Below are 24,786 nucleotides of genomic sequence, written 5' to 3'. Positions count from 1 at the left end.
TTTGCGAGAAACTCGTTCAACTTCAAACACTTGACTCGCTTTCGATCTCTCGTAGCGGGAGGCGAATTCTACAGCGTTACAACCTGCTGTCAACTGCCTTTTTCACCGCTGGCGATCTTTCGATCGAAGCCCTTGCAGCACCTCTGAAACTTCTAACTCTTTGAAACTCAAGGAGTTTTCCGTTCCAACTACGCTGGAAGTGGGGCGCATTATAAGGGCTCACAGGAATGCGTCAAGCACTAATTCAACACGTTGCAATATTCTTGTAACAGAGGTGATGAACAGCGCACGCCACCTACAGAAGCATGCTCAGTCTTAAAGGACGCCCGCCGCGCGCAGCTGCCGCACTGCCTGTTCATCCAACCCAAGCAGCTCGCTCAGCACAGCCTCGGTGTGTTCCCCTAATAGAGGCGGCGCCTGGCGATACTCCACCGGCGTCTCGGACAGCCGAATCGGGCTAGCCACCTGCGGCACGCTACCTGCGAGTGGATGTGGGATACTCAGCGCCAGCCCTCGGGCCAGCACCTGCGGGTCCTGGAACATCTGCGCCAGGTCATTGATCGGCCCACACGGCACCCCGGCCAACTCCAATTGCGCAACCCACTCGGCCGTCGTCTTGAACACCGTCGCCTGACGGATCAGCGGAATCAGCTCAGCGCGATTGGCAACGCGCTGCTTGTTGGTGGCAAAGCGTGGATCGTCCGCCCACTGCGGCTGGCCAGCTACCTCGGCAAACTTGCGGAACTGCCCGTCATTACCCACGGTGAGAATGAAATCGCCATCGGCGGTAGGGAAGTCCTGATACGGCACTATATTAGGGTGCGCATTACCCAGGCGCCGCGGTGCATTGCCGGTGGTGAGGTAATTCATCGCCTGATTGGCCAGGCAGGCAACCTGCACATCCAGCAGGGCCATATCTATATGCTGGCCGACGCCAGCCTGATCGCGATGGGCGAGGGCGGCCAGAATCGCTACGGTGGAATACAACCCGGTAAGAATATCCGTCAGCGCTACGCCAACCTTGACCGGCCCCGCACCCGCTTCCCCTTCAGGCCGGCCGGTCAGGCTCATCAGCCCGCCCAGCCCCTGAATCATGAAATCGTAGCCAGCACGCTTGGCATAAGGCCCGGTTTGGCCAAAGCCTGTGATCGAGCAATAGATAAGCCTGGAGTTGACCGCCTTCAAGCTTGCGTAGTCCAGGCCATAGGCCGCCAGCCCACCGACCTTGAAGTTCTCGATGACGATATCCGACCGGGCCGCCAGCTCACGCACCAGGCGCTGGCCCTCCGGCTGAGTGAAGTCGATGGTCACCGAACGCTTGTTACGGTTCGCCGACAGGTAATAAGCAGCCTCGCTGGTGTTCTCGCCATAGGCGTCCTTGAGGAAGGGCGGCCCCCAGGCGCGAGTATCGTCACCCGCACCTGGCCGCTCGACCTTGATCACGTCGGCGCCAAGGTCAGCGAGGATCTGCCCGGACCATGGCCCGGCCAGTACGCGTGAAAGGTCCAGCACCCGCAGATGGGAAAGCGCACCCATGGCCTGGCTCCTCTATTAATAGAACGCCTGGATACCGGTCTGGGCGCGGCCAAGAATCAGCGCATGGATGTCATGGGTGCCTTCATAGGTGTTGACCACCTCAAGGTTGACCAGGTGACGCGCCACGCCGAACTCATCGGAAATGCCATTGCCACCGAGCATGTCCCTGGCCAGTCGCGCGACCTCCAAGGCCTTGCCGCAAGAGTTACGTTTCATGATCGAGGTGATCTCGACGGCTGCGGTGCCTTCGTCCTTCATCCGCCCAAGGCGCAGGCAGCCTTGCAGGCCCAGGGTAATTTCAGTCTGCATATCAGCCAGCTTTTTCTGGATCAACTGATTGGCTGCCAGCGGGCGGCCAAATTGCTGGCGGTCGAGGGTGTACTGACGTGCGGTGTGCCAGCAGCTTTCGGCTGCGCCCAACGCGCCCCAGGAGATGCCGTAGCGGGCCGAGTTGAGGCAGGTGAACGGGCCCTTCAGGCCGCGCACCTCTGGGAAGATGTTTTCTTCAGGGACAAACACGCTGTCCATGACGATCTCGCCGGTAATCGAGGCGCGCAGGCCAACCTTGCCGTGAATCGCCGGTGCACTCAGGCCTTTCCAGCCCTTTTCCAGAATAAAGCCACGGATATCACCGGCGTCATCCTTGGCCCAGACCACGAATACATCAGCGATCGGGCTATTGGTGATCCACATCTTGCTGCCGCTCAGGCTGTAACCGCCCTCGACCTTGCGCGCACGGGTGATCATCGCCCCCGGATCAGAACCATGGTTAGGCTCGGTCAGGCCAAAGCAGCCGATCCATTCGCCACTGGACAACTTGGGCAGGTATTTCTGCTTTTGCGCTTCGCTGCCAAATTCGTTGATCGGCACCATCACCAGCGACGACTGCACGCTCATCATCGACCTGTAGCCGGAGTCGATGCGCTCCACCTCGCGGGCAATCAAGCCATAGCACACGTAGTTCAAGCCGCTGCCACCGTACTGCTCTGGGATGGTCGCGCCGAGCAGGCCGACTTCACCCATTTCACGGAAAATCTTCGGGTCGGTCTGCTCATGGCGGAACGCCTCGACCACGCGCGGCGCCAGCTTGTCCTGGGCGAACTGATAAGCGCTGTCGCGGACCATGCGCTCCTCTTCAGTGAGCTGCTGATCGAGCAGCAACGGGTCGATCCAGTTGAAGCTAGCTTTACCGGCCATGAACGTAATCCTCGAAAAGGGGGCAGGGCAGTAGGGTCATGGAATGATCCTAGGCCCGATCATCAGCCACGACAAACGACTATTACGCACCTACTAGTGACATTTCGTCACTCCGTATATCCTCAGCATTCGTAATTGCTGCACATATAAGTGAGGTTGACGTACATGCGGCGCAAGATCCCCAGCACGACTGCCCTGATCTGCTTCGAGGCAGCAGCTCGCCACGAGAGCTACACCAAAGCCGCCCTTGAGCTGGCCCTGACCCAAGGCGCCGTGTGTCGCCAGATCGCTGCGCTGGAGGCGTTTCTCAACGTCGAGCTGTTTCGCCGCTCCAGGCGCGGGGTGCAATTGACCGAGGCCGGCTTGTCTTACAGCCGTCAGGTCAGCACTCAGTTGGATGCTGTCGAGCGCGACACCTTGTCGGTGATGCGCCAGCAGGGCGCCAATGTGATCGAGCTGGCGGTGGTCCCGACCTTCGGCACCCAATGGTTGCTGCCGAGGTTGAAGGACTTTCAACAGCGTCATCCCGAGGTGACCGTCAACCTGACCAACCGCACCCGGCCGTTCCTGTTCGCCGACACCGCATTCGACGCAGCGATCTATTTCGGCGATGGCGACTGGTCAGGCACCGAGTCGCACCGACTGATGAGCGAGAACCCATTGCCGGTCTGCAGCCCCTCACTGCTGCAGGGCCAGCTGGAACTGAGCGCTAAGCAGATCGCCGAGCTGCCTTTACTGCAGCAGACCACCAGACCCTACGCCTGGCGGCAATGGTTCAGCAGCCTGGAACTGAACATCGAGCGCGACATGACCGGTCCGCGCTATGAGCTGTTTTCGATGCTGGCTCAGGCGGCCATGCATGACATGGGCATCGCCCTGATTCCCCCATTCCTGATTCAACAAGAGCTGCAGCAGGGCAGGCTGGTGGTCGCTAACAGGCATGCGCTGTCCAGCACCAAGGCCTACTATCTGATGATTCCCGAGCGCAAGGTCGCTTCAGCTTCACTGCGCGCGTTCCGAGATTGGCTGGCAGAGCAAGCCCGTATTTACGTAGAGACGCACGGCACAAAGCAGACAAGCTGACTCTGTAGTCAAATATTTTAAACACCTACAGATATACTGTTATGTCGCATATATGAAAACTGTAATGCTGGCTGCCTAAATCGCTATAAACCCAGTAAAGACGGGGCTTTCAGCGTCTTTTACGACCTCGAGCATGCTAGCTGCGAAATCACTAAAAAATAATTCGTTTTATCGTCTAATCTTCCAAAAGCCCGTACTAGAGCGCCCCCGGCCGGTTACTTGCGACATACGGTCACAGGGTGACTTGTAGTTATGCATCGGTATCACTCCAGAATCGGTTGATGGCCGCTGTGTTCCTCTGCAAAATGCTTCGCCCGCCCGGGATTCGGCGGGTTCGAGCCTTATGGCTGCGTCGCTGGCGTTGCGGTGTTGACCGTGCGCCTGCTGGCTTAAATAACGATAAGAAGGTCCGCAGGAGAAAAGTCGTGCACATTGGTGTTCCTCTCGAGACGCAGACGGGCGAAACGCGGGTCGCTGCGACCCCCGATACCCTCAAGAAGCTGGTTGGCCAAGGCCATCAGGTCACCGTCCAACGGGGGGCCGGGCTTAACGCCAGCATTCCGGACAGTGCCTATGAAGCCGCAGGCGCCACCCTTGGCAGCGCTGCCGATGCCTTTGGCGCGCAACTGGTGCTCAAGGTCGTTGCGCCGTCTGATCAGGAGCTGGCCCTGATCAATCGCGGCAGCCTGCTGGTAGGCATGCTCAACCCCTTCAACAGCGAACTGATCGGCAAGATGGCCGAATGCGGGATTACCGCCTTCGCCCTCGAAGCGGCGCCGCGTACTTCGCGGGCGCAGAGCCTCGACGTACTGTCGTCGCAGGCCAACATTGCCGGTTACAAGGCGGTGCTGTTGGCAGCCCATCATTACCCGCGCTTCATGCCGATGCTGATGACGGCGGCGGGTACGGTGAAAGCTGCCCGCGTGCTGATTCTCGGCGCCGGTGTCGCCGGGCTGCAGGCGATCGCTACTGCCAAGCGTCTGGGCGCGGTGATCGAGGCGTCGGATGTGCGTCCGGCAGTCAAGGAGCAGATCGAATCGCTCGGCGCCAAGTTTCTCGATGTGCCGTTCGAAACCGATGAAGAGCGCGAATGCGCTCAAGGCGTCGGCGGCTATGCGCGACCAATGCCGGCCAGCTGGATGCAGCGTCAGGCGCAAGCCGTGCACGAACGCGCCAAGCAGGCCGACATCGTCATCACGACCGCATTGATCCCGGGCCGCAAGGCTCCCACCCTGCTCAGCGCCGAAACCGTGGCGCAGATGAAGCCCGGCTCGGTGGTTATCGACCTGGCTGCAGCGCAAGGCGGCAACTGCCCGCTGACCGTGGCCGACCAGGTCGTGCTGGAGCATGGCGTGACCATCGTCGGCCCGACCAACCTGCCTGCCCAGGTCGCGGCCGATGCTTCGGCGCTGTACGCACGCAACCTGCTGGACTTCATGAAGCTGCTGTTCGACAAGGACGGTGCGCTGGTGATCAACCTCGAAGATGACATTGTTGCTGCGTGCCTGATGTGCCGCGACGGCAATGTCATCCGCAACAACGGTTAAGGAGCACAGCTATGGAAGACATGTTGATTTCCCACGGCATCTACAACCTGATCATCTTCGTGCTGGCCATCTACATCGGTTACCACGTGGTCTGGAACGTGACCCCGGCACTGCACACACCGCTGATGGCGGTGACCAACGCGATCTCGGCGATCGTCATTGTCGGCGCCATGCTCGCTGCCGCCCTGACCGTGACCCCAGCAGGCAAGATCATGGGCACCCTGGCCGTGGCCCTGGCCGCGGTCAACGTCTTTGGTGGCTTCCTGGTCACCCGGCGCATGCTCGAGATGTTCAAGAAGAAAATCAAGAACGAGGCGCAGAAGTAAGCATGAGCATGAATCTGGTAACGCTTCTCTACCTCGTCGCTTCGGTCTGCTTCATTCAGGCATTGAAGGGCTTGTCACACCCGACCACATCACGCCGCGGCAACCTGTTCGGCATGATCGGCATGGGCATCGCCATGCTCACCACGGTGGGCCTGATCTACAAGCTCGGTGCCGAGCTGGCCACTGCCGGTATCGGCTATGTGCTGCTGGGTCTGCTGATCGGCGGCACTGCCGGCTCGATCATGGCCAAGCGCGTCGAGATGACCAAGATGCCTGAGCTGGTCGCCTTCATGCACAGCATGATCGGCCTGGCGGCGGTGTTCATCGCCATCACCGCCGTGCTTGAACCGCAATCGATGGGCATCGTTGCTGCTATCACTGATCCGATCCCGACCGGCAACCGCCTGGAGCTGTTCCTCGGCGCTGCCATCGGTGCGGTGACGTTCTCCGGCTCGGTAATCGCCTTCGGCAAGCTTTCGGGCAAGTACAAGTTCCGCCTGTTTCAGGGTGCACCGGTACAGTTCGCCGGCCAGCACAAACTCAACCTGATCCTGGGCCTTACTACTATTGCCCTCGGCCTGCTGTTCACCTTCACCGGCCACTACAGCGCGTTCACCCTGATGCTGATTCTGGCGTTCATCATGGGCGTGCTGATCATCATCCCTATCGGCGGTGCCGACATGCCGGTGGTGGTATCGATGCTCAACAGCTACTCAGGCTGGGCCGCGGCCGGTATCGGCTTCTCGCTGAACAACTCGATGCTGATCATCGCCGGTTCGCTGGTCGGTTCGAGCGGGGCGATTCTCTCGTACATCATGTGCAAGGCGATGAACCGTTCGTTCTTCAACGTAATCCTTGGCGGCTTTGGCGGCGCAACCGACAGCGGCGCAGCAGCCGGCAGTCAGGAGCAACGCCCGGTCAAATCCGGTTCCGCTGATGATGCGACGTTCCTGCTGAGCAATGCCGACACCGTGATCATCGTGCCGGGCTACGGCCTGGCGGTGGCCCGCGCGCAGCATGCGCTCAAGGAGTTGACCGAGAAACTTATCCACAACGGCGTGACCGTCAAATATGCGATCCACCCGGTGGCAGGGCGCATGCCTGGGCACATGAACGTGCTCCTGGCCGAAGCCGAAGTGCCTTACGACCAGGTGTTCGAGATGGAAGACATCAACGCCGAGTTCGGCCAGGCCGATGTGGTGCTGGTGCTGGGCGCCAACGACGTGGTCAACCCGGCGGCGAAGAACGATCCCAAGTCGCCCATCGCCGGCATGCCGATCCTTGAGGCATACAAAGCCAAGACCGTCATCGTCAATAAACGCTCGATGGCCAGCGGTTATGCCGGTCTGGACAACGAGCTGTTCTATCTGGACAAGACCATGATGGTGTTCGGCGATGCCAAGAAGGTCATCGAAGACATGGTCAAAGCCGTCGACTAAGCCGCTGCTATATAGACAGTCAAAAACCCCCGGAGCTGTATTACCGGGGGTTTTTGCATTTGCCTGATCCAGATCAACGGCGCGGCGCCGAAGCCGCTCATACGACCATGGTCGTGGGACGGAGCAGGGCGAAATCACTAGACTGCGCATCTAGCTTGAGTAGCCTGAGATAACAATCCATGTACCGTGATCGTATCCGCTTGTCCTCCCTGCACAGCAAGGTAATGAGTGCGGCCGATGCCGCTGCCCTGATCGAGGACGGCATGACCGTCGGCATGAGCGGCTTTACCCGCGCCGGCGAAGCCAAGGCCGTGCCGCACGCACTTGCCGAGCGCGCGAAGACCTCGCCGCTGAAAATCACGCTGATGACCGGCGCCAGCCTGGGCAACGACCTCGACAAGCAGCTGACCGAAGCCGGCGTACTCGCCCGGCGCATGCCGTTTCAGGTCGACAGCACACTGCGCAAGGCGATCAACCAGGGCATGGTGATGTTCATCGACCAGCACCTGTCGGAAACCGTCGAGCAACTGCGTAACAAACAGCTGCCGCTGCCGGACATTGCCGTCATCGAAGCGGTCGCGATCACCGAACAGGGCCACATCGTGCCGACCACCTCGGTGGGCAACTCGGCCAGCTTCGCCATTTTCGCCAAACGGGTGATCGTCGAGATCAACCTGTCGCACAACCCCAACCTCGAGGGTTTGCATGACATCTATATCCCAAGCTACCGGCCGACCCGCACGCCAATCCCGCTGACCAAGGTCGACGACCGTATCGGCAGCCCGGCGATTGCCATCGACCCGGCCAAGATCGTCGGCATCGTCATCAGCAATCAGCCCGACTCGCCGTCTACTGTGCTGGCTCCGGATGACGAGACCCAGGGCATCGCCAACCACCTGATCAACTTCCTCAAGAGTGAAGTCGAAGCAGGGCGCATGACCAACAAGCTTGGCCCGCTGCAGGCTGGCATCGGCAACATCGCCAACGCGGTAATGTGCGGCCTGATCGACTCGCCGTTCGAAGAACTGACCATGTACTCCGAAGTACTCCAGGATTCGACCTTCGACCTGATCGACGCCGGCAAACTGAGCTTCGCGTCAGGCAGCTCGATCACCCTGTCGAGCCGACGCAACGCCGATGTGTTCGGCAACCTCGAGCGCTACAAGGACAAACTGGTCCTGCGCCCGCAGGAGATCTCCAACCACCCTGAAGTGGTGCGGCGTCTGGGTATCATCGGCATCAACACAGCGCTCGAATTCGACATTTATGGCAACGTCAACTCGACCCATGTCTGCGGCACGCGGATGATGAACGGCATTGGTGGCTCGGGTGACTTCGCCCGCAACGCGCACCTGGCGATCTTTGTCACCAAGTCGATCGCTAAAGCGGGCGCGATCTCCAGCGTAGTGCCGATGGTCAGCCACGTCGACCATACCGAGCACGACGTCGACATCCTCGTCACCGAGCAGGGCTTGGCCGACTTGCGTGGCCTGGCCCCGCGCGAGCGGGCTCGGGTGATCATCGACAACTGTGTCCATCCCGATTACCGGGCGGCGCTGAACGATTACTTCGAGCGCGCCTGCCAGCGCGGCGGACACACGCCGCACATTTTGCGCGAAGCGCTGAGCTGGCATGAAAACCTGGAAGAAACCGGGCGCATGCTGGTCGGCTGACTGCAAATGAGTAGGCTGGTTTGACCTCCTACGAAGCCGCGTCGTGTACTTTTTGCCTCAGGCAGAAGGTGCTCGACGCGGCTTTGTGCTGCCTGAGTGCTTGGCAAGCAAACGCAACAAAACAGTTTGAATGCTTTGACTTAATTAAACTGTACTACTGTACCGGTAAATACTGACTCAATCGGCAAGTCAGGCAGTCCCAACAGCCATAAATGCACCATAATGATGCGCACCAGTACAGTTTCGCCAATTAACAGTGCAACAGTCGTGTTATGCAGTTAACTGAACCCGCCCAATACAAGTGAACTGTACCTACTGTTATGGACACAAGAGGAGGATCATTGGCATCAGTTAAATCACTACCTAATGCCGCCACAAGCGGAAGGAAGACATATCATGGAACGCACCCTCAGTTCCGGTCTGGTTTTTGAAAGCAACAGCCAATCCAACACCTCGCTGCCTCTGCGCGCTTTGTCCACTCTGCTCCTGTGGCAGCGTCGCATTGCCAGCCGCCGTCAACTTGCTCGCCTGGATGGTCGCCTTCTGGCTGACGCCGGTATCAGCGAGTCGCAGCGTTACGAAGAGCTGAGCAAGCCGTTCTGGCGCTAAGCTCCGGCTTGCCGGCCCAGGCCGGCACCGAGAATTCCTGAAACCCGTCACAGGCAACTGTGACGGGTTTTTTGTTTTTACGGCTGATACATAACTCCATATCTCGGCAACCAGTACAATTCAATGATTTTCGGTTTATACCAGTACAGTTTGCACGTATGCTGCGTCACATCCAGAAACAGCAACGCGTGATACGCTTGCGCTAACGGCCGGTGAAATAAAGTACCGTTACAGGCCGAGTGAGCGTCCGATAACCACAAGCACACCGCCCTTATCTGCAGGAGTCATCGCCATGTCCCGTAACCACTTGCTGGGCGCCGCCCTGTTGCTGACCCTGACTGGCACAGCCAATGCCACCAGCTTCATCGTCACCACCGATGCCGTAGTCGGCGCTGTTGCTGCCACTACCGATGCCACCTCCGACGTGACCTCGTCATTCCGTGACGACAAGATCGTCAAGGCTGCGCGCGACGATGCCGCCAGCTTTGTTGGCAGCGAAGGTGTGATTCGTGGCGCCAAGCTGGAAAGCGCTTTCCGTCACATCCGCCAGCAGGCGCCAACCCTGCAGGCCAGTGATGCCCAACTGGCGCAGGCGATCCTCGCCCTGTAACACCGCCCTGCGGCACACCCGGGTGCACTGGCTCTGCGCCGTGTATTCGGGTTAGCCTTCGCCCTCCGAGTTCAAGCCTGCCAAACCCCATGCGTTATCTTTCGCCATTGCTGATTGCCCTCGCCGGGATGGGCAGCGCCCATGCCATGGATGTCTCGACCCAGAGCCTGGTTGTTACTGGTTACGTCACCAGCAAGGTGACCAGCGCACCGTTCGATCGCAAGCTGATGGTGCAGGCCCGTGATGATGCCGCAGCCTTTGTTGCCACCGACGGTCTGATCCGTGGTGTACGCCTGCAGGCGGCACTGCGCACCTTGCGCCATCATGCTGGCTATCAATCTGCTGACGACCTTGAACTGGCAGAAGCAATTCTCGTCCAATGATTCAATTCGACTCCCTGTATTAGTTTGGAGATGCTCCATGCGTAAATCGCTGATCGCCGCTTCCCTCGGCATGCTGCTCTTGGCCGACCTGGCCCATGCACAGACTCTGGTGGCTACCAGCAATATCATCGTCCGCGCCTTTGGCCGTTCGATCGATTTCACTTCTGATACCACCACTTCGATCCGCGACTCGAAGATCGTTCAGGATGCCCACGACGACGCCGCCAGCTTCGTTGCCAGCCGCGGTGATATTCGCGGTGCACAGCTTGAAGCGGCACTCAATACCATTCGCCAGCGTGTGCCTGAAGCACGCGACGCCAGCGATCAGGTGCTCGCCGAAGCTATTCTCGCGCTGTGAAGCGTATGCGTGCCTGGCTGCTGGGCAGCGTCCTGACGCTGCTGGGCGCGCCCGCCCTGGCCGACCTGCAGCTCGATCTGCAGGCTGACGGGCTTGACCAGCAACAACAGCAAGCCACCCAGGCGCTGCTTGATGAAGCGCTGGCAAAGCTGCCGCCGCGGTTCAAGCAGCAGCTGGATCGGCGCGTGCAGGTCAGCTGGAGCGAGCACATGCCCGCCGACGCTTATGGCCAGGCCTCGCTGGTGTCCACGCTTGACCTGAACCGGCGCTTGCTGCCCGCGCTTGCCGATGGCAGCGCGGCCACCCAGGCCACCGGCCGGCCGCACGGCACGGTACGCCAGGAGCTGCTGGCCACCGTCCTTCACGAACTCACCCATATCTATGACCGCGCCCGCCTGTGGCCCAGCGCCGATCGCCTGCTGATCAACCGCTGCAAGCGCCAACAGGACACGCTGGGCAAGATCGGCCTGCCAGGGGAATGCCGCGGCGAAGGCGAACGACGCTTCACCCTCAGCGATGACCCACGCCTGCTTGACCTGGCCGGCTGGCCGCAGTATGTCGGCCGCCGCGGCGAGCGCGAACAGCACAACAACCAATTGGTGCGCAGCCCCGACAGTTATGAGCTGAGCAGCCCGAAGGAATACGTGGCGGTCAATATGGAGTACTTCCTCCTCGACCCAAGCTACGGCTGCCGCCGGCCGGCCCTCAATCAGTACCTGCGCGAGCACTTTGGCTGGGCGCCGCAACAGAACGAATGCGCGAAAACCCTGCCATTCATCAATGCCGGCAATGACTTCGCCCGCCAGCCGTTGGGGGAAATCGACCCCGAGCGGGTTTACGAAATCGACTACCTGCTGGCCGAGGCCAACCAGAACCTGGTCAGCCGCTGGGGCCACAGCATGCTGCGCCTGGTGATCTGCGCACCGGGCCGGCCACGTGGCCCGGATTGCCGGCTGGATCTGGACCAGAGCCTGGTGCTGTCGTACCGCGCCTTCGTCAACGATGTGCAGCTGTCCAGTTGGTCTGGCCTGGTCGGCGCTTATCCGTCACGGCTGTTCGTTCTGCCGCTGAACCAGGTGATCGACGAGTACACCAAGACCGAACTGCGCAGCCTTGCCTCGGTGCCGCTCAAACTCAGCCGCGCTGAAGTCGAAAACGTCGTGCGTCAGGCGGCAGAGATGCACTGGAGCTATGACGGCAACTACTGGTTCCTGTCCAACAACTGCGCAGTCGAAGGACTCAAATTGCTGCGCAGCGGCAGCGCCAACCCGCGCCTGAAAGACCTCGACAACATCATGCCCAACGGCTTGCTCGAGGTGCTCAAAGGCCGCGGCCTGGCCGATACCAGTGTGCTTGAGGACCGCCGCGAGGCCCTGCGCCTGGGCTATCGCTTCGACTCCTACCGTGACCGCTACCAGGCCATGTTCGACGTGCTCAGAAAGCAGTTGCCGGTCAAGCAGGTCGAAGTTGAAGACTGGCTGGCGCAAGATGCCGAACAGCGCCAGCCATGGTTCCAGCGGGCCGATCTGCGCACCAGCGCGGCATTGCTGCTGCTCGAACAAGCGGCGCTGCGCCGGCAGTTGCTGCTGGCCCAGGACGAGGTCAAGCAGCGCTACCTGAATTCCACCGCGCTGAAGGACGGCACGGTCGACAAGGCCAACGCCACCTTGCAGCAGATGCTGGCCAACAGCGGCTTCCTCAGCCGCCCGGCAGAGCTGCTGGGCACCGATGGCTACGGCTTGCCGCAACCCGACGAGCGCAAACAGCTGGAGCAGGTTAGTCGTGAGCGGCAGGCGCAGTTGTTGCGCCTGAGCACCGACCTCGATACCGAAGTCCGCGCCTTGCTCGACCCGGCACGCGGCAAGGAGATCAAAGCGGTGGAAGCCAACGTCAAGCAGATCGGTGAGCACCTGCGCGCCCTGCACAAAGCAGCTGGCGGCTTGCAACTGCCCTGAACAGAAGCCGCCGTTACCAGCAACGGCGGCTTACAGCGCTTCTTCGGCTTCTTCCGGCAACTGTTCATCCAGATGCAGCCAGGCTACCCGGCTGCTGGTCCAGATATGCCGATTGGCCTGGACTCGCTCTGGCTGATCCAGAGTTGCCACGGTCACATCGATACTCTGCGGGCTGTGCTCAGTGCTCAGGGCCACATGCGCGCCACAGTCGCCACAAAAAAACCGACTGCAACTGGCAGGCGCCACATACAGCCGCGGCCGCCCCTTGAGCCAGCGAAAGTCGCGCCTGGGCAGGGTGATCCAGGTCACCACCAGGCCACCGCTGACGCGCCGGCAGATCGAGCAATGGCAATGCGCAACATCGTTCAGATCGCCCGCCAGGCGATACCTGATGGCGCCGCAATGGCAGCCGCCCTCGACAAACTCAGACATGATTACCTCTCGTCACCTTGGCGCCAGCGAAAGCTGGCTGAAAGCTTGCGCTCATAGGATAGCCCCCACTACCGGCACAAGACCGGTCAGCCAGGGTACCCGGACCAGTCCGCACCCGGCCCAATCAACAACAACAATGGTGATTCTGATGTCTTCCTGTGTCCGCCTCTTCGCAATACCCCTCCGGCTATTCCAAGCACAGCGCCCCACGCGCTGATCCGCCCGAAGCATTTTTTTTAATTCGTCGCGCCACGCCTGGAGTACTGCCATGCTGACCTTCCTCGGCTTTGCCATGGTCATCACCTTCATGTACCTGATCATGACCAAGCGCCTCTCGGCCTTGATCGCGCTGATCCTGGTACCGATCCTGTTCGCCCTGTTCGGTGGCTTCTCCTCCGAAATCGGCCCGATGATGCTGCAAGGCATCACCAAGCTCGCGCCAACCGGCGTGATGCTGATGTTCGCCATTCTTTACTTCGCCCTGATGATCGACTCCGGCCTGTTCGACCCGGCTGTGCGGCTGATCCTCAAGGCGGTCAAGGGTGACCCGCTGAAAGTCTCGGTCGGCACCGCAGTGCTGGCCCTGGTGGTCTCGCTCGACGGCGACGGTGCAACCACCTACATGATCTGCTGCGCCGCCATGCTGCCGCTGTACAGCCGCCTGGGCATGAGCCCGCGGATCATGGCCGGCCTGATCATCCTCGCGGGCGGGGTCATGAACATGACGCCATGGGGCGGGCCGACCGCTCGCGCCGCTAGTGCCCTGCATGTAGACCCGTCCGACATCTTCGTACCGATGATCCCAGCCATGGCCTTCGGCGTGGTGGCCATCCTGGTCATCGCCTACATGTACGGCAAACGTGAGCGCGCCCGCCTGGGTGAACTGCACCTGCCGACCGACGACATCGACCACAGCGCTATCAGCGTGTCGCAGTTCCCTGAAGCACGCCGGCCGAAGCTGATCTGGTTCAACGGTGCCCTCACCTTGGCCCTGATGGTCGCGCTGATCGCTGGCCTGCTGCCACTGCCGGTGCTGTTCATGGTTGCCTTCAGCATCGCCATGATCGTCAACTACCCATGCCTGCAACAGCAGAAGGACCGCATTGCGGCCCACGCCGGCAGCGTGCTGGCAGTGACCGGGCTGATTTTCGCCGCGGGTATCTTCACCGGCATCCTGTCCGGCACCGGCATGGTCGACGCCATGTCGAAAAGCCTGCTGGCAGTCATCCCGGACGCACTCGGCCCGTACCTGGCTGTGATCACCGCCCTTGTCAGCATGCCGTTCACCTTCTTCATGTCCAACGATGCCTTCTACTACGGTGTGCTGCCGGTGCTGGCCGAAGCGGCCAGCCACTACGGCATCACCCCGGTGGAAATGGCCCGCGCGTCGATCGTCGGCCAGCCAGTGCATCTGCTCAGCCCGCTGGTACCCTCGACCTACCTGCTGGTCGCGCTGGCCGGCATCGAGTTCGGCGATCATCAGCGCTTCACGCTCAAGTGGGCAGTGCTGGTGTGCATGTGCATAATGCTCGGCGCACTGCTGCTGGGGACTTTCCCGCTGTTCAGCAGTCTCTAATTCATAAGCCCCATCGCGCTGCGTCCCTATCGGGCGCAGCGCCTTTTTACGTTTGAAGGAATACATATGGAATGGCTGACCAGCCCAGAAATCTGGGTTGCCTTTTTGACCCTGACGGCACTTGAGATCGTCCTCGGTATCGACAACATCATCATGATCTCGATCCTGGTCAGCCGCATGCCCAAGCACATGCAGCCGCGTACCCGGATCTTCGGCCTGGCCCTGGCCATGGTCACGCGGATCCTGCTGTTGCTGTCGATCACCTGGGTAATGCGCCTTACCGCCGACCTGTTCGAAGTGTTCGGCCAAGGCATCTCCGGGCGCGACCTGATTCTGTTCTTCGGTGGCCTGTTCCTGCTGTGGAAGAGCTCGCAAGAGATCTACCACGGCCTGGAAGGTGAAGACGAGAGCAGCGACGGCCCGAAAGGCGCTGGTGGCAAGTTCCTCTACACCATCATCCAGATCGCCATTATCGACATCGTGTTCTCGCTGGACTCGGTGATCACTGCAGTCGGCATGGTCTCGCACGTACCGGTGATGATCGCCGCGATCGTCGTGGCGGTGCTGGTGATGATGCTCTGCGCTGGTGCTATCAGTAACTTCATCGACAAGCACCCATCGCTGAAGATGCTCGCGCTTTCGTTCCTGATCGTCGTCGGTACCGTGCTGATCGCCGAATCTTTCGATGTGCATGTGCCGAAGGGCTATGTCTACTTCGCCATGGCGTTCTCGCTGGCGGTAGAAGCCATCAACATCCGTATGCGTACTGCCCGTGCACGCAAGGAAGGCGCCGAGCCTGATGCGGTGAAGCTGCGTAAGGACGTGCCTGGTCAGTAAGCCTGGCAGTTGCAGATAAAGGCCCTTCGGGGCCTTTTTTGTGGGCGGCGCCCCGGCGCTCCTGCACCAGTGAAATGTTTCAAATAGGTTTCAGCCATGCCAAGCTGGCAGCAGACGCACAAAACGACTAAAGCTTGAGTGAGCACTGGGACAACCACCCAGCCCCGGGCCAGGCTCACGGCTTCATTTTTTGGCCCCGTCTTGGGGCAATTGCAACGGGGGCCTTGCCTATGCTGACTCTGCTCAATCTGCTTTCGGCGGTCGCGCTGCTGGTGTGGGGCACGCACATTGTGCGCACCGGCATTCTGCGGGTGTATGGCTCAAACCTGCGCCGGGTGATCAGCCAGAACATGAGCAAACGCCCGCTGGCGTTTCTCGCCGGCATCGTCGTCACAGCCATGGTCCAGAGCAGCAACGCCACTGCCATGCTGGTGACCTCGTTCGTCGGCCAAGGCCTGATGGCGATGACCCCGGCGCTGGCAATCATGCTCGGGGCCGACGTCGGCACCGCGCTGATGGCCAGGGTGCTGACCTTCGACCTGTCGTGGCTGTCGCCCCTGCTGCTGTTCATTGGGGTGATCTTCTTCCTCTCGCGCAAGCAGACTCGCCTCGGCCAGATGGGCAGGGTAGCGATTGGCCTGGGCCTGATCATTTTGGCCCTGCAACTGATCGTGCAGGCGGCTACGCCGATCACCCAGGCACAAGGGGTCAAGGTACTGTTCGCCTCGCTGACCGGGGATATCCTTCTCGACGCCCTGGTCGGCGCCCTGTTCGCGATGATTTCCTACTCGAGCCTGGCGGCTGTGCTGCTCACCGCAACCCTGGCCGGCTCGGACCTGATCAGCCTGCCGGTGGCCATCGGCCTGGTGATCGGCGCCAACATCGGCAGTGGCTTGCTGGCCTTTCTGACTACCAGCATGCAGAACTCGGCAGGCCGCCGGGTGGCACTGGGTAGCCTGCTGTACAAACTGATCGGCCTGCTGCTGATGATCCCGGTGCTGCACCCGCTGGTCGACTGGATGGACACCCTCAAGCTCAGCCCGCAGGAACTGGTGATCGGCTTCCACCTGCTCTACAACACGCTGCGCTGCGTGCTCATGCTGCCGACCGTGACGCCGATGGCGCGGCTGTGCAACTTCCTCCTGCCGGAGCGCGAAAGCAGCAACGGCCAGATCCGCCCGCGCCATCTCGACCCGTCCGCGTTGCAAACGCCAAGCCTGGCGCTGGCCAACGCCGCCCGCGAAACCCTGCGCCTGGGCGACATCGTCGAGAGCCTGCTCGAGGCCATGCTCGCCGCCTTGCGCGGCACTCAGACCGCATTGCCGCAGCAGGTCCGCGCCTACACTGAAGACGTCGACGCCCTGTACAGCGCGATCAAGCTGTACCTGGCGCAGATGGACCGCGAGGACCTCAGCGCCCAGGACAACCGGCGCTGGGCCGAGATCATCGAGATCTCGGTCAACCTGAAGATGGCCAGCGACCTGGTCGAGCGCATGCTGCGCAAGGTCCAGCAGCAAAAGACCTCACAGCGCCGCGAGTTCTCCCAGGTCGGCCTGGAAGAGCTGACCGGCCTGCAGGAACAACTGCTGGCCAACCTGCGCCTGGGCCTGTCGGTGTTTCTCAGCGCCGACCCGGAAAGCGCGCAGTTGCTGCTCCGTGAGAAACGCCGCTTCCGCGCCCAGGAACGGCGCCTGGCCCACGCCCATGTCAGCCGTTTGCAACGCAAAGTGGTGCAGAGTATCGAGACCAGTTCACTGCATCTGGAGCTGATCGCCGACATGAAGCGGTTGAACTCTTTGTTCTGCAGCAGTGCCTATGTGGTACTGGGCGGCTCGGACACCGGCGGGCTTATGCTCGACAGCGTGCCGGACGAAGCCCGCCAGCCCTGACCTGCACCATCTGGAGACCCCTGCTCGCCTATGCGTAGCCTGATGTTGATTTGCCTGCTGATCTGCAGCCTGCCGACCTTGGCCCTCGACCGCTCCAAGGTCGAAGGCTACCTGTTGCCCAACGGCCTGCAGGTCATCCTCAAATCCGGCTACGAGCGCGACCATGTCGCGATCCGCCTGATCGTCGGGGTCGGCCTCGATGACTTCGAGTGCGACCAGCGTGAGCTGCCGCACCTGCTCGAGCACCTGCTGTTCAGCGGCATCGATGAAACCGGCGAGGGCGGCCTGGAAGAACGCATGCAGGCACTGGGCGGCGAATGGAATGCCTACACCAGCAGCGCCGACACCACCTTCGTTATCGAGGCCCCGGCGCGCAACCAGCGCAAGGTGCTCGACCTGCTGCTGGCGGCCGTTCGCGATACCAAAATCGACGCCAAGGCCCTGGCCACTGCCAAGCAGATCATCGAGCGTGAAGACGGCGGCCACTACGGCCACCTGCAACGCTGGCTCGACCGCCAGGACATCGGCCATCGCGCCAGTGACCAATTGGCAGTCGAGCTGGGGCTGAAATGCCCGGCGCGCTCCAACCTCGACGACATGACTCTTGAGCAAGTGCAGGCTCTGCGCGACCACTGGTACGCAGCCAACAACATGACCCTGATCGTGGTCGGCGGCCTTGACCGCTTGCTGCCGGCCTATCTCGAACGCAGCTACGGCGAGCTGCCGGCGACCGAGCCCGGCGAGCGGCGTAACCTCGACAGCATCAGCCAACAGGCCGAGCAGCGCCGCGACCTGACCCGCGGCTGGCTGGGCGACAGCGTCAAACTGCACTGGCTGTTCATCGAGCCGGTGCTGGACAGCGGCCACGAGCAGACCCTCGACCTGGTTTCGCGTTACCTGGAGTGGGCAGTCTACGACCAGCTACGCCTGCGCCACGGCCTGTCCTACGGGCCTTCGGTGCAGCGTGAAAGCTTCGGCGACAGCGGCATGCTCAGCCTCAACGCCGACCTCGAGCGCGAAGACCTCAACGCAGCGATCAAGGTGTTGCAGGAGCTGTTCGAGCACCTGCGCAAAAACGGCCTCGACGCGGATACCTTTGCCCGCATCAAGGAAGCCGCCATCGCCCGCGAGAGCTGGAACAGCCAGGGCAACAGCGCCTTGGCCGACTATTACTGGGGCGCTTTGAACAACTACACCGACGGCCGCTTCAGCGACCCGATCCGCGCATTACGCCAGGTCAGCCTGAAACAGGCCGACGCCGCCTTGCAGGAGTTGCTCAAGGAGCCGGGGTACGTGCGCATCGAGCAGCCGCTGCTTGGCTATGACGAACTGTACGGCCTGGTGGCTTTGCTGCTCGGTGTGATTCTCGCCCTGGGCCTGCTGCGCCGTCGCCGTCACACACCGAGCAAGCCCAGCGGCGCTACACGCCAGCGCTGATTCAGCGGTATCCTGTGCAGAGCCATCGCGGGGCCGCCGCGATGGTGGCCCCCATACTCTTTCTGTAGCCCGTCCATGCCGCCCATCCCGCATATCGTCCAGCGCATCATCGAACTGCTCAAACGCTACCCAGGCGTGATTGCGCTGGGCGGCTTCCTGTCCGGGATCGGCAGCTTCATCCTGGTCGACCGCCAGGCCGGGCTGGCGAGTTGGGTGGCGATCCTGCTGTTGGTCAGCTGGATATGGCTGATGCTGGAGAACACCCTGACTGGTTTGTTCGCCCGCACCTTCAAGCGGGAGATCCCGCAGCCGCTACTGCGCTACGCCACGCAGATGATCCACCAGGAGAGCCTGTTCTTCGTCCTGCCATTCTTTTTCATCACCACCACCTGGAACAGCGGCCAGTTGATCTTTACGGGCCTGCTCGGCGCCGCTGGGGTGATCTCGATCGTCGACCCGCTTTACTACCGCTGGCTGGCGCCGCGGCGTTGGCTGTTCATGGCCTTGCATACCTTGACCCTGTTTGCCGCGCTGCTGACGGCGCTGCCGATCATCCTTCACCTGACCACCGCGCAGAGCTTCAAGCTGGCGCTGATCGCGGCCATGGCGCTGTCGTTCCCAAGCCTGGCCAGCAGCTTCCCGATCACCAACTGGCGCCGCGGCGTCGCGCTGGTACTGGTGACGCTGTCGGTGGGTGCCGGCGGCTGGCTGCTGCGCTCCTGGGTGCCGCCCGCCACCCTGTGGCTGACCGAAGTGGCGGTGAGCACCGAAGTGATCAACCGCCAGCCGGGTGATTCGCTGGATGAGATTCCGGTCAACCAGATTCGCGGCGCGGGGCTGTATGCATACACCGCGATCAACGCACCGCGCGGGCTCAACGAGCGGATCTATCACGTCTGGCAGTTGAACGGTAAAGAGGTCGACCGGATCGCCCTGGATATTCATGGCGGGCGCAAGGAAGGCTACCGCGCCTGGACCCACAAGCAGAACTTCCCGCCCAACCCGGTGGGCCGCTGGCAAGTCCGCGTGCTGACCGAGGACGGCCAGGTTATCGGCGTGCTGCGCTTCAAGGTGGTCGACGCTGCTGCGGCCCCAGCCAGCTGAGCAGATCGCCATTGCCCGGCAGCGCCCGCACTGCGCTATGATCGGTGCCTTCCTCGCGCACTGTCAGAAGCATGGAGCCCATGACTACACCGAGCGCCACTCTGGACACCAGCAGCCAACCGCCGTGCCTGCGCATCAGCGGTGACTGGACCCTGGCCCACTACGCCCAGCTCAAGCGCGACAGCGAGCGCCTGCGCAGTCAATACAGCAGTGACACCCGCGCCGACCTCAGCCAGCTCGGCCGCCTCGACACTGCCGGCGCCTCGCTGCTGGCCGAACTGCTCGGCAGCGAGCGGCTGTCGCGCTGCACCGATGACCTCGGCGCGGCCAACCGGGCCCTGCTGAAGACGGTCTACCACTCGGTGCAGGACTACTGCATCCCACTCAAGCAAGCCGAACGGCCGGTGCTGCTGATGCTGCTCGAGCGCATCGGCTGCTCGGTCAACAAGCTGTGGGGCGACACCCTGCAACTGCTCGGCTTCATTGGCCTGATCATCCAGACCCTGCTGTTGCGTGCGCTGCAGCCACACCGCTGGCGGCTCACACCGGTCGTTGCTCATATCGAGCAGACTGGCCTCAACGCCGCGCCGATCATCGCTTTGCTGACCTTTCTGGTCGGCGCAGTGGTGGCCTTTCTCGGCGCCACGGTGCTCGCCGCATTTGGTGCGACCATCTTCACCGTCGACCTGGTGGCGTTCTCGTTCCTGCGTGAGTTTGGCGTGCTGCTGACTGCCATTCTCATGGCCGGGCGCACTGCCAGCGCCTTTACTGCGCAGATCGGCTCGATGAAGGCCAACGAAGAGATCGACGCCATCCGCACCCTCGGCCTCAACCCGATCGAACTGCTGGTAGTGCCGCGAGTACTGGCATTGCTGATCACGCTGCCGCTGCTGACCTTTGTCGCGATGATCTGCGGCATCGTCGGAGGCGGCGTGGTCTGTGCGCTGTCGCTGGATATCTCGCCAGCCATGTTCCTTTCCCTGCTGCAGACCGATATCGGTGTGCAGCACCTGCTGGTAGGCCTGGCCAAGGCGCCGTTCTTTGCCTTTCTGATTGCCGCGATCGGTTGCCTGGAAGGCTTCAAGGTCAGCGGCAGTGCCGAGTCGGTAGGCGCCCACACCACCTCGGCGGTGGTCCAGTCGATCTTCGTGGTGATCGTGCTGGATGCCGTTGCAGCGCTGTTCTTCATGGAGATGGGCTGGTGAGTGCAGCAACCCAGGCAGTGATCCAGGCGCGCGGGCTGTGCAACCGCTTTGGCAGCCAGAGCGTGCACGAGAATCTCGACCTCGATCTATACAAAGGCGAGATCCTCGCGGTAGTCGGCGGCTCGGGCAGCGGCAAGTCGGTGCTGCTGCGCAGCATCGTTGGCCTGCGCCAGCCCGACGAGGGTCAGGTCAAGGTGTTCGGCCAGGACCTGGCCACCCTCGACAACGAACAGCGCTCGCAGGTCGAGCGGCGCTTTGGCGTACTGTTCCAGAAGGGCGCGTTGTTCTCGTCGCTGACCATTACCGAAAACGTTGCCCTGCCACTGATCGAACACGCCGGCCTGTCGCGCACTGATGCCGAGCATCTTGCCGGGGTCAAGCTGGCCCTGGCAGGGCTGCCGATTTCCGCCGCCGACAAGTACCCCGCATCGCTGTCAGGCGGGATGATCAAGCGCGCGGCGCTGGCGCGGGCATTGGCGCTGGACCCGGACATCCTGTTTCTGGATGAACCCACCGCCGGGCTCGACCCGATCGGTGCGGCGGCCTTCGACCAGTTGATCCTGACCCTGCGTGATGCGTTGGGTTTGAGCGTGTTCCTGATCACCCATGACCTGGATACGCTGTACACCATTACCGACCGCATCGCCGTGCTGTCGCAGAAAAAGGTGCTGGTAGCCGGCCCCTTGGCCGAGGTCGAGCTTACCGACGATCCCTGGATCCACGATTACTTTCACGGCCCACGCGGGCGCGCAGCGGCTCAAGCTGCCAGCCGTGTCGGGCAGGAGCGCTGAAGCATGGAAACCCGAGCTCATCATGTGTTGATCGGTCTGGTCACCGTTCTGGTCGTGGCTGGCGCCTTGTTGTTCGGCTTGTGGCTGACCAAGTCCAGCGTCGACTCGACCTTCAAGGACTATCAGGTGGTATTCAACGAGGCGGTCTCCGGTCTTTCGCGCGGCAGCCCGGTGCAGTACAACGGCATCAAGGTCGGTGACGTCACCACCCTGCGCCTGGACCCGCAAGACCCACGTCGGGTGCTGGCACGCATCCGCCTCAGCGCCGACACGCCGGTCAAGCAGGACACCCAGGCCAAGCTGACCCTGGCCGGGGTTACCGGCAACGCCTTTATCCAGCTCAGCGGCGGCACCCCACAAAGCCCAGAACTGAAAGGCAAGGACGGCCAATTGCCGGTGATCGTTGCCTCGCCATCGCCGATCTCGCGCCTGCTCAACGACAGCAGCGACGTGGTCGGCAACATCAACCTGTTGTTGCACAACGCCAATCAGTTGCTCTCCGACGACAACGTCAGCCGCCTCAGCAACACCTTGGCCAACCTTGAGCAGACCACCGGCGCTTTCGCCAGCCAAAAAGGCAGTATCAGCGACGCCATCGCCCAGCTGGCTGCAGTCGGCAAACAGGCCAACGCCACCCTGGCCGAGACCCAGGCGCTGATGCGCAACGCCAACGGCTTGCTCGGCACCCAGGGCAAGCAAGCCTTCGGCAGCGCCGAGCAGGCCATGAACGCCCTGGCCGAGAGCACCGCAACCATCAACGACCTGCTCAAGAATAACCGCGAGGCCATCGACGATGGCGCCCAGGGCTTGAACCAGCTGACCCCGGCGATCCGCGAACTGCGCGAAACCCTCAACGCCCTCAAGGGCATCTCGCGCCGCCTCGAAGCCGACCCAAGCGGCTATCTGCTGGGCCGCGACAATGACAAGGAGTTCCAGCCATGACCCCGCTGCGCCTGATCGCCCTGCTGGCCACGCTGAGCCTGGCCAGCGCCTGCTCGATCCTGCCGCAAAGCCCGCCGGTGGATATCTACCGCCTGCCGGTCAAGCAGCCCACCAGCAGCAACGCGCCGCTGACCTGGTCACTGCGGGTGAACAAGCCACTGGCCAGCGAGGCGCTCGCCGGGCAACGCATTGCGGTGATCGCCCAGGGCGACGTGATCAGTGGCTACAAAGGCGCCCGCTGGAGCGACCCGGTGCCGTTGCTGGTACGCAATCGGCTGCTCGATGGCTTCCAGCGTGATGGCCGGGTACAGCGCCTGAGCGCTGACGACAGCAATCTGCAAGCCGATTACGAGCTGGCCGGCGAGTTGCTGGCGTTCAACAGCGAATACCGCGAGGGCAGGGTAGAGGTGGTGATCAGCTACGATGCGCGCCTGGTGCAGGGCCGCAGCCAGCGCATCGTCGCCAGCCGGCGCTTTGAAGTGCGCCAGCCGCTAAGTGCTACTCAGGTGCCTGCGGTGGTCACCGGCTTTGGTGCCGCCAGCGACCAACTGATGAGCCAGCTGGTCGACTGGACACTGGCTCAGGTCGCTCAGGCTCAGGCGAAGAACCAGTAGCAGACGCAGATCGCCGCGATCACCCCGGACAGCTCGGCCAGCAGCGCGCAGCCCACTGCATGGCGCACGCGCTGGATGCCGACCGCGCCGAAGTACACCGCCAGCACATAGAAGGTCGTCTCGGTGCTGCCCTGGATGGTTGCCGCAACCAATGCCGGGAAGCTGTCGACGCCCTGGCTTTGCATGGTTTCGATCATCATGGCCCGCGCGGCGCTGCCAGAGAACGGCTTGACCAGCGCAGTGGGCAGGCCATCGACGAAGCGCGTGTCCAGGCCCACCCACTCGACCAGGTGGCGAATCCCGTCCAATGCCAACTCCAGCGCCCCAGACGCGCGCAGCACGCCCACCGCGCAGAGCATGGCGACCAGATACGGCAGCAGGCTCTTGGCGACGTCAAAGCCTTCCTTGGCGCCTTCGATGAAGGTTTCGTACACCTTGACCCGGCGCAGGGCGCCAACCACCAGGAACGACATGATGATGCCGAACAGGGTCAGGTTGCCCAGGATCGACGACAGGCCTGCCAGCGCAGTCGCCGACAGCGTGCCCAGAAACGCCATGAAGCCGCCCAGCAGCAGCGCGCCAGGGATCAGATAGGCGAGCACCACCGGATCCCACAAGCGCAGCCGCTGCATTACCGCGACCGACAGCAGCCCGACCAGGGTCGAGACGCTGGTGGCCAGCAGGATCGGCAGGAACACCATGGTCGGGTCAGGTGCGCCTTGCTGGGCGCGGAACATGAAGATGGTCACCGGCAGCAGGGTCAGCGACGAGGCGTTGAGCACCAGGAACAGGATCTGCGCATTGCTCGCCGTGGTGCTGCTCGGGTTGAGCTCCTGCAGTGCGCGCATGGCCTTCAGGCCGATCGGCGTCGCCGCGTTGTCCAGGCCCAGGCCATTGGCGGCGAAGTTCATGGTGATCAAGCCCAGCGCAGGGTGGCCGCGGGGCACCTCCGGCATCAGCCGGGCGAACAGCGGCCCGAGCATCTTCGCCAGCCACTCGACGATGCCGGCCTGTTCGGCAATCTTGAGAAAGCCCAGCCACAGGGTCAGGGTACCGAACAACAGGACCATGACTTCGACCGACAGCTTGGCCATGGCAAAGATGCTCTCGACCATCGCGGCGAAGATCCCGGCGTTGCCGCCGACCAGCCACTGCGCCATGGCGGAGATGGCCGCGACCAGGAAAAAGCTGAGCCAAAGGCCGTTTAGCATCCGCGTGTTCCCCCGAAAAATGCCACGCATGA

General features: G+C 62.0%; 23 protein-coding genes. 19 read left to right on the top strand and 4 right to left on the bottom strand.

Annotated elements, in window-relative coordinates; genetic code table 11:
- Window positions 1–315 precede the first annotated feature (315 nt).
- Entirely contained in the window at window positions 316–1,536 is a 1,221-nt protein-coding gene (locus AC58X1_RS13720) for a CaiB/BaiF CoA transferase family protein (RefSeq protein WP_497428969.1), read from the bottom strand.
- 15 nt (window positions 1,537–1,551) lie between these two features.
- Entirely contained in the window at window positions 1,552–2,733 is a 1,182-nt protein-coding gene (locus AC58X1_RS13715; protein ID WP_101322669.1) for an acyl-CoA dehydrogenase, read from the bottom strand.
- Window positions 2,734–2,898: 165 nt separating this feature from the next.
- On the opposite strand from AC58X1_RS13715, the gene AC58X1_RS13710 reads away from it, so the two are divergent.
- The 10 genes from AC58X1_RS13710 to AC58X1_RS13665 all read left to right on the top strand — a co-directional run bounded on the left by AC58X1_RS13710 (window position 2,899) and on the right by AC58X1_RS13665 (window position 12,716).
- On the top strand, window positions 2,899–3,816 hold the full coding sequence (locus tag AC58X1_RS13710) for a LysR family transcriptional regulator (RefSeq protein WP_181088428.1): 918 nt from the start codon (window positions 2,899–2,901) through the stop codon (window positions 3,814–3,816).
- Between the two features lie 425 nt (window positions 3,817–4,241).
- Window positions 4,242–5,363 carry a Re/Si-specific NAD(P)(+) transhydrogenase subunit alpha gene (locus AC58X1_RS13705; RefSeq protein ID WP_101322671.1) on the top strand — a complete coding sequence of 374 codons (1,122 nt, stop codon included), beginning with the start codon at window positions 4,242–4,244 and terminating at the stop codon, window positions 5,361–5,363.
- 11 nt (window positions 5,364–5,374) lie between these two features.
- Window positions 5,375–5,689 (top strand): NAD(P) transhydrogenase subunit alpha part 2, encoded by a 315-nt coding sequence (locus AC58X1_RS13700; RefSeq protein WP_497428968.1) that lies wholly within the window; start codon window positions 5,375–5,377, stop codon window positions 5,687–5,689.
- Window positions 5,690–5,691: 2 nt separating this feature from the next.
- The gene (locus AC58X1_RS13695; protein WP_101322673.1) at window positions 5,692–7,128 is read left to right on the top strand and encodes an NAD(P)(+) transhydrogenase (Re/Si-specific) subunit beta; all 1,437 of its coding nucleotides are present in this window, start codon (window positions 5,692–5,694) and stop codon (window positions 7,126–7,128) included.
- A 179-nt stretch (window positions 7,129–7,307) separates the two neighbouring features.
- Window positions 7,308–8,801 (top strand): succinyl-CoA:acetate CoA-transferase ScpC, encoded by a 1,494-nt coding sequence (gene scpC / locus AC58X1_RS13690; protein ID WP_101322674.1) that lies wholly within the window; start codon window positions 7,308–7,310, stop codon window positions 8,799–8,801.
- Window positions 8,802–9,197: 396 nt separating this feature from the next.
- Window positions 9,198–9,410: a DUF1127 domain-containing protein gene (locus AC58X1_RS13685; RefSeq protein ID WP_101322675.1), complete on the top strand. Its 213-nt coding sequence runs from the start codon at window positions 9,198–9,200 to the stop codon at window positions 9,408–9,410.
- Between the two features lie 292 nt (window positions 9,411–9,702).
- Window positions 9,703–10,020 (top strand): DUF2388 domain-containing protein, encoded by a 318-nt coding sequence (locus tag AC58X1_RS13680; protein ID WP_101322676.1) that lies wholly within the window; start codon window positions 9,703–9,705, stop codon window positions 10,018–10,020.
- A gap of 89 nt (window positions 10,021–10,109) precedes the next feature.
- Window positions 10,110–10,403: a DUF2388 domain-containing protein gene (locus AC58X1_RS13675; RefSeq protein WP_101322677.1), complete on the top strand. Its 294-nt coding sequence runs from the start codon at window positions 10,110–10,112 to the stop codon at window positions 10,401–10,403.
- A 37-nt stretch (window positions 10,404–10,440) separates the two neighbouring features.
- Window positions 10,441–10,761 (top strand): DUF2388 domain-containing protein, encoded by a 321-nt coding sequence (locus AC58X1_RS13670; protein WP_101322678.1) that lies wholly within the window; start codon window positions 10,441–10,443, stop codon window positions 10,759–10,761.
- Window positions 10,758–12,716 carry a DUF7844 domain-containing protein gene (locus tag AC58X1_RS13665; protein WP_497428967.1) on the top strand — a complete coding sequence of 653 codons (1,959 nt, stop codon included), beginning with the start codon at window positions 10,758–10,760 and terminating at the stop codon, window positions 12,714–12,716. The genes AC58X1_RS13670 and AC58X1_RS13665 overlap by 4 nt, the downstream gene beginning before the upstream one ends.
- Before the next feature lie 30 nt (window positions 12,717–12,746).
- Here AC58X1_RS13665 and AC58X1_RS13660 read toward each other — a convergent pair whose 3' ends face one another.
- Window positions 12,747–13,148 carry a GFA family protein gene (locus AC58X1_RS13660; protein WP_150570243.1) on the bottom strand — a complete coding sequence of 134 codons (402 nt, stop codon included), beginning with the start codon at window positions 13,146–13,148 and terminating at the stop codon, window positions 12,747–12,749.
- Window positions 13,149–13,416: 268 nt separating this feature from the next.
- Between AC58X1_RS13660 and AC58X1_RS13655 the strand changes: the two genes are divergently transcribed.
- The 9 genes from AC58X1_RS13655 to AC58X1_RS13615 all read left to right on the top strand — a co-directional run bounded on the left by AC58X1_RS13655 (window position 13,417) and on the right by AC58X1_RS13615 (window position 23,543).
- Window positions 13,417–14,724 carry a CitMHS family transporter gene (locus tag AC58X1_RS13655; RefSeq protein ID WP_101322682.1) on the top strand — a complete coding sequence of 436 codons (1,308 nt, stop codon included), beginning with the start codon at window positions 13,417–13,419 and terminating at the stop codon, window positions 14,722–14,724.
- Between the two features lie 66 nt (window positions 14,725–14,790).
- A complete protein-coding gene (locus AC58X1_RS13650; protein ID WP_101322683.1) occupies window positions 14,791–15,561 on the top strand; it encodes a TerC family protein in 771 nt (256 codons plus the stop codon).
- Between the two features lie 230 nt (window positions 15,562–15,791).
- A complete protein-coding gene (locus AC58X1_RS13645; RefSeq protein ID WP_150570244.1) occupies window positions 15,792–17,450 on the top strand; it encodes a Na/Pi cotransporter family protein in 1,659 nt (552 codons plus the stop codon).
- Window positions 17,451–17,480: 30 nt separating this feature from the next.
- Window positions 17,481–18,887: a M16 family metallopeptidase gene (locus AC58X1_RS13640; RefSeq protein ID WP_188036899.1), complete on the top strand. Its 1,407-nt coding sequence runs from the start codon at window positions 17,481–17,483 to the stop codon at window positions 18,885–18,887.
- Window positions 18,888–18,962: 75 nt separating this feature from the next.
- On the top strand, window positions 18,963–19,991 hold the full coding sequence (locus AC58X1_RS13635) for a DUF5924 family protein (protein ID WP_101322686.1): 1,029 nt from the start codon (window positions 18,963–18,965) through the stop codon (window positions 19,989–19,991).
- A 71-nt stretch (window positions 19,992–20,062) separates the two neighbouring features.
- Complete coding sequence (locus AC58X1_RS13630; protein WP_101322687.1) at window positions 20,063–21,196, top strand: ABC transporter permease; 1,134 nt, start codon at window positions 20,063–20,065, stop codon at window positions 21,194–21,196.
- Complete coding sequence (locus tag AC58X1_RS13625; RefSeq protein ID WP_101322688.1) at window positions 21,193–21,987, top strand: ABC transporter ATP-binding protein; 795 nt, start codon at window positions 21,193–21,195, stop codon at window positions 21,985–21,987. The genes AC58X1_RS13630 and AC58X1_RS13625 overlap by 4 nt, the downstream gene beginning before the upstream one ends.
- A 3-nt stretch (window positions 21,988–21,990) precedes the next feature.
- On the top strand, window positions 21,991–22,929 hold the full coding sequence (locus AC58X1_RS13620) for an MlaD family protein (protein WP_188036900.1): 939 nt from the start codon (window positions 21,991–21,993) through the stop codon (window positions 22,927–22,929).
- Complete coding sequence (locus AC58X1_RS13615) at window positions 22,926–23,543, top strand: ABC-type transport auxiliary lipoprotein family protein (RefSeq protein ID WP_220632812.1); 618 nt, start codon at window positions 22,926–22,928, stop codon at window positions 23,541–23,543. Before AC58X1_RS13620 ends, AC58X1_RS13615 begins: the two co-directional genes overlap by 4 nt.
- On the opposite strand, the gene AC58X1_RS13610 is transcribed toward AC58X1_RS13615, so the two are convergent.
- Entirely contained in the window at window positions 23,525–24,754 is a 1,230-nt protein-coding gene (locus AC58X1_RS13610) for a nucleoside recognition domain-containing protein (protein ID WP_101322691.1), read from the bottom strand. The two genes, AC58X1_RS13615 and AC58X1_RS13610, sit on opposite strands and share 19 nt — an antisense overlap.
- Window positions 24,755–24,786: the final 32 nt, after the last annotated feature.

This window comes from Pseudomonas sp. PGPR N4, from assembly GCF_059693665.1.
The sequence above is the reverse complement of the archived record's forward strand: the minus strand, read 5'-3'. Positions and strand labels throughout refer to the sequence as shown.

What these genes read in the sequence shown, in the direction of transcription:
- AC58X1_RS13720 (WP_497428969.1), bottom strand. Translation starts at nt 1,536, where the DNA reads ATGGGTGCGCTTTCCCATCTGCGGGTGCTGGACCTTTCACGCGTACTG.
- AC58X1_RS13715 (WP_101322669.1), bottom strand. Translation starts at nt 2,733, where the DNA reads ATGGCCGGTAAAGCTAGCTTCAACTGGATCGACCCGTTGCTGCTCGAT.
- AC58X1_RS13710 (WP_181088428.1), top strand. Translation starts at nt 2,899, where the DNA reads ATGCGGCGCAAGATCCCCAGCACGACTGCCCTGATCTGCTTCGAGGCA.
- AC58X1_RS13700 (WP_497428968.1), top strand. Translation starts at nt 5,375, where the DNA reads ATGGAAGACATGTTGATTTCCCACGGCATCTACAACCTGATCATCTTC.
- AC58X1_RS13695 (WP_101322673.1), top strand. Translation starts at nt 5,692, where the DNA reads ATGAGCATGAATCTGGTAACGCTTCTCTACCTCGTCGCTTCGGTCTGC.
- scpC (WP_101322674.1), top strand. Translation starts at nt 7,308, where the DNA reads ATGTACCGTGATCGTATCCGCTTGTCCTCCCTGCACAGCAAGGTAATG.
- AC58X1_RS13685 (WP_101322675.1), top strand. Translation starts at nt 9,198, where the DNA reads ATGGAACGCACCCTCAGTTCCGGTCTGGTTTTTGAAAGCAACAGCCAA.
- AC58X1_RS13680 (WP_101322676.1), top strand. Translation starts at nt 9,703, where the DNA reads ATGTCCCGTAACCACTTGCTGGGCGCCGCCCTGTTGCTGACCCTGACT.
- AC58X1_RS13675 (WP_101322677.1), top strand. Translation starts at nt 10,110, where the DNA reads ATGCGTTATCTTTCGCCATTGCTGATTGCCCTCGCCGGGATGGGCAGC.
- AC58X1_RS13670 (WP_101322678.1), top strand. Translation starts at nt 10,441, where the DNA reads ATGCGTAAATCGCTGATCGCCGCTTCCCTCGGCATGCTGCTCTTGGCC.
- AC58X1_RS13660 (WP_150570243.1), bottom strand. Translation starts at nt 13,148, where the DNA reads ATGTCTGAGTTTGTCGAGGGCGGCTGCCATTGCGGCGCCATCAGGTAT.
- AC58X1_RS13655 (WP_101322682.1), top strand. Translation starts at nt 13,417, where the DNA reads ATGCTGACCTTCCTCGGCTTTGCCATGGTCATCACCTTCATGTACCTG.
- AC58X1_RS13650 (WP_101322683.1), top strand. Translation starts at nt 14,791, where the DNA reads ATGGAATGGCTGACCAGCCCAGAAATCTGGGTTGCCTTTTTGACCCTG.
- AC58X1_RS13645 (WP_150570244.1), top strand. Translation starts at nt 15,792, where the DNA reads ATGCTGACTCTGCTCAATCTGCTTTCGGCGGTCGCGCTGCTGGTGTGG.
- AC58X1_RS13640 (WP_188036899.1), top strand. Translation starts at nt 17,481, where the DNA reads ATGCGTAGCCTGATGTTGATTTGCCTGCTGATCTGCAGCCTGCCGACC.
- AC58X1_RS13635 (WP_101322686.1), top strand. Translation starts at nt 18,963, where the DNA reads ATGCCGCCCATCCCGCATATCGTCCAGCGCATCATCGAACTGCTCAAA.
- AC58X1_RS13630 (WP_101322687.1), top strand. Translation starts at nt 20,063, where the DNA reads ATGGAGCCCATGACTACACCGAGCGCCACTCTGGACACCAGCAGCCAA.
- AC58X1_RS13620 (WP_188036900.1), top strand. Translation starts at nt 21,991, where the DNA reads ATGGAAACCCGAGCTCATCATGTGTTGATCGGTCTGGTCACCGTTCTG.
- AC58X1_RS13615 (WP_220632812.1), top strand. Translation starts at nt 22,926, where the DNA reads ATGACCCCGCTGCGCCTGATCGCCCTGCTGGCCACGCTGAGCCTGGCC.
- AC58X1_RS13610 (WP_101322691.1), bottom strand. Translation starts at nt 24,754, where the DNA reads ATGCTAAACGGCCTTTGGCTCAGCTTTTTCCTGGTCGCGGCCATCTCC.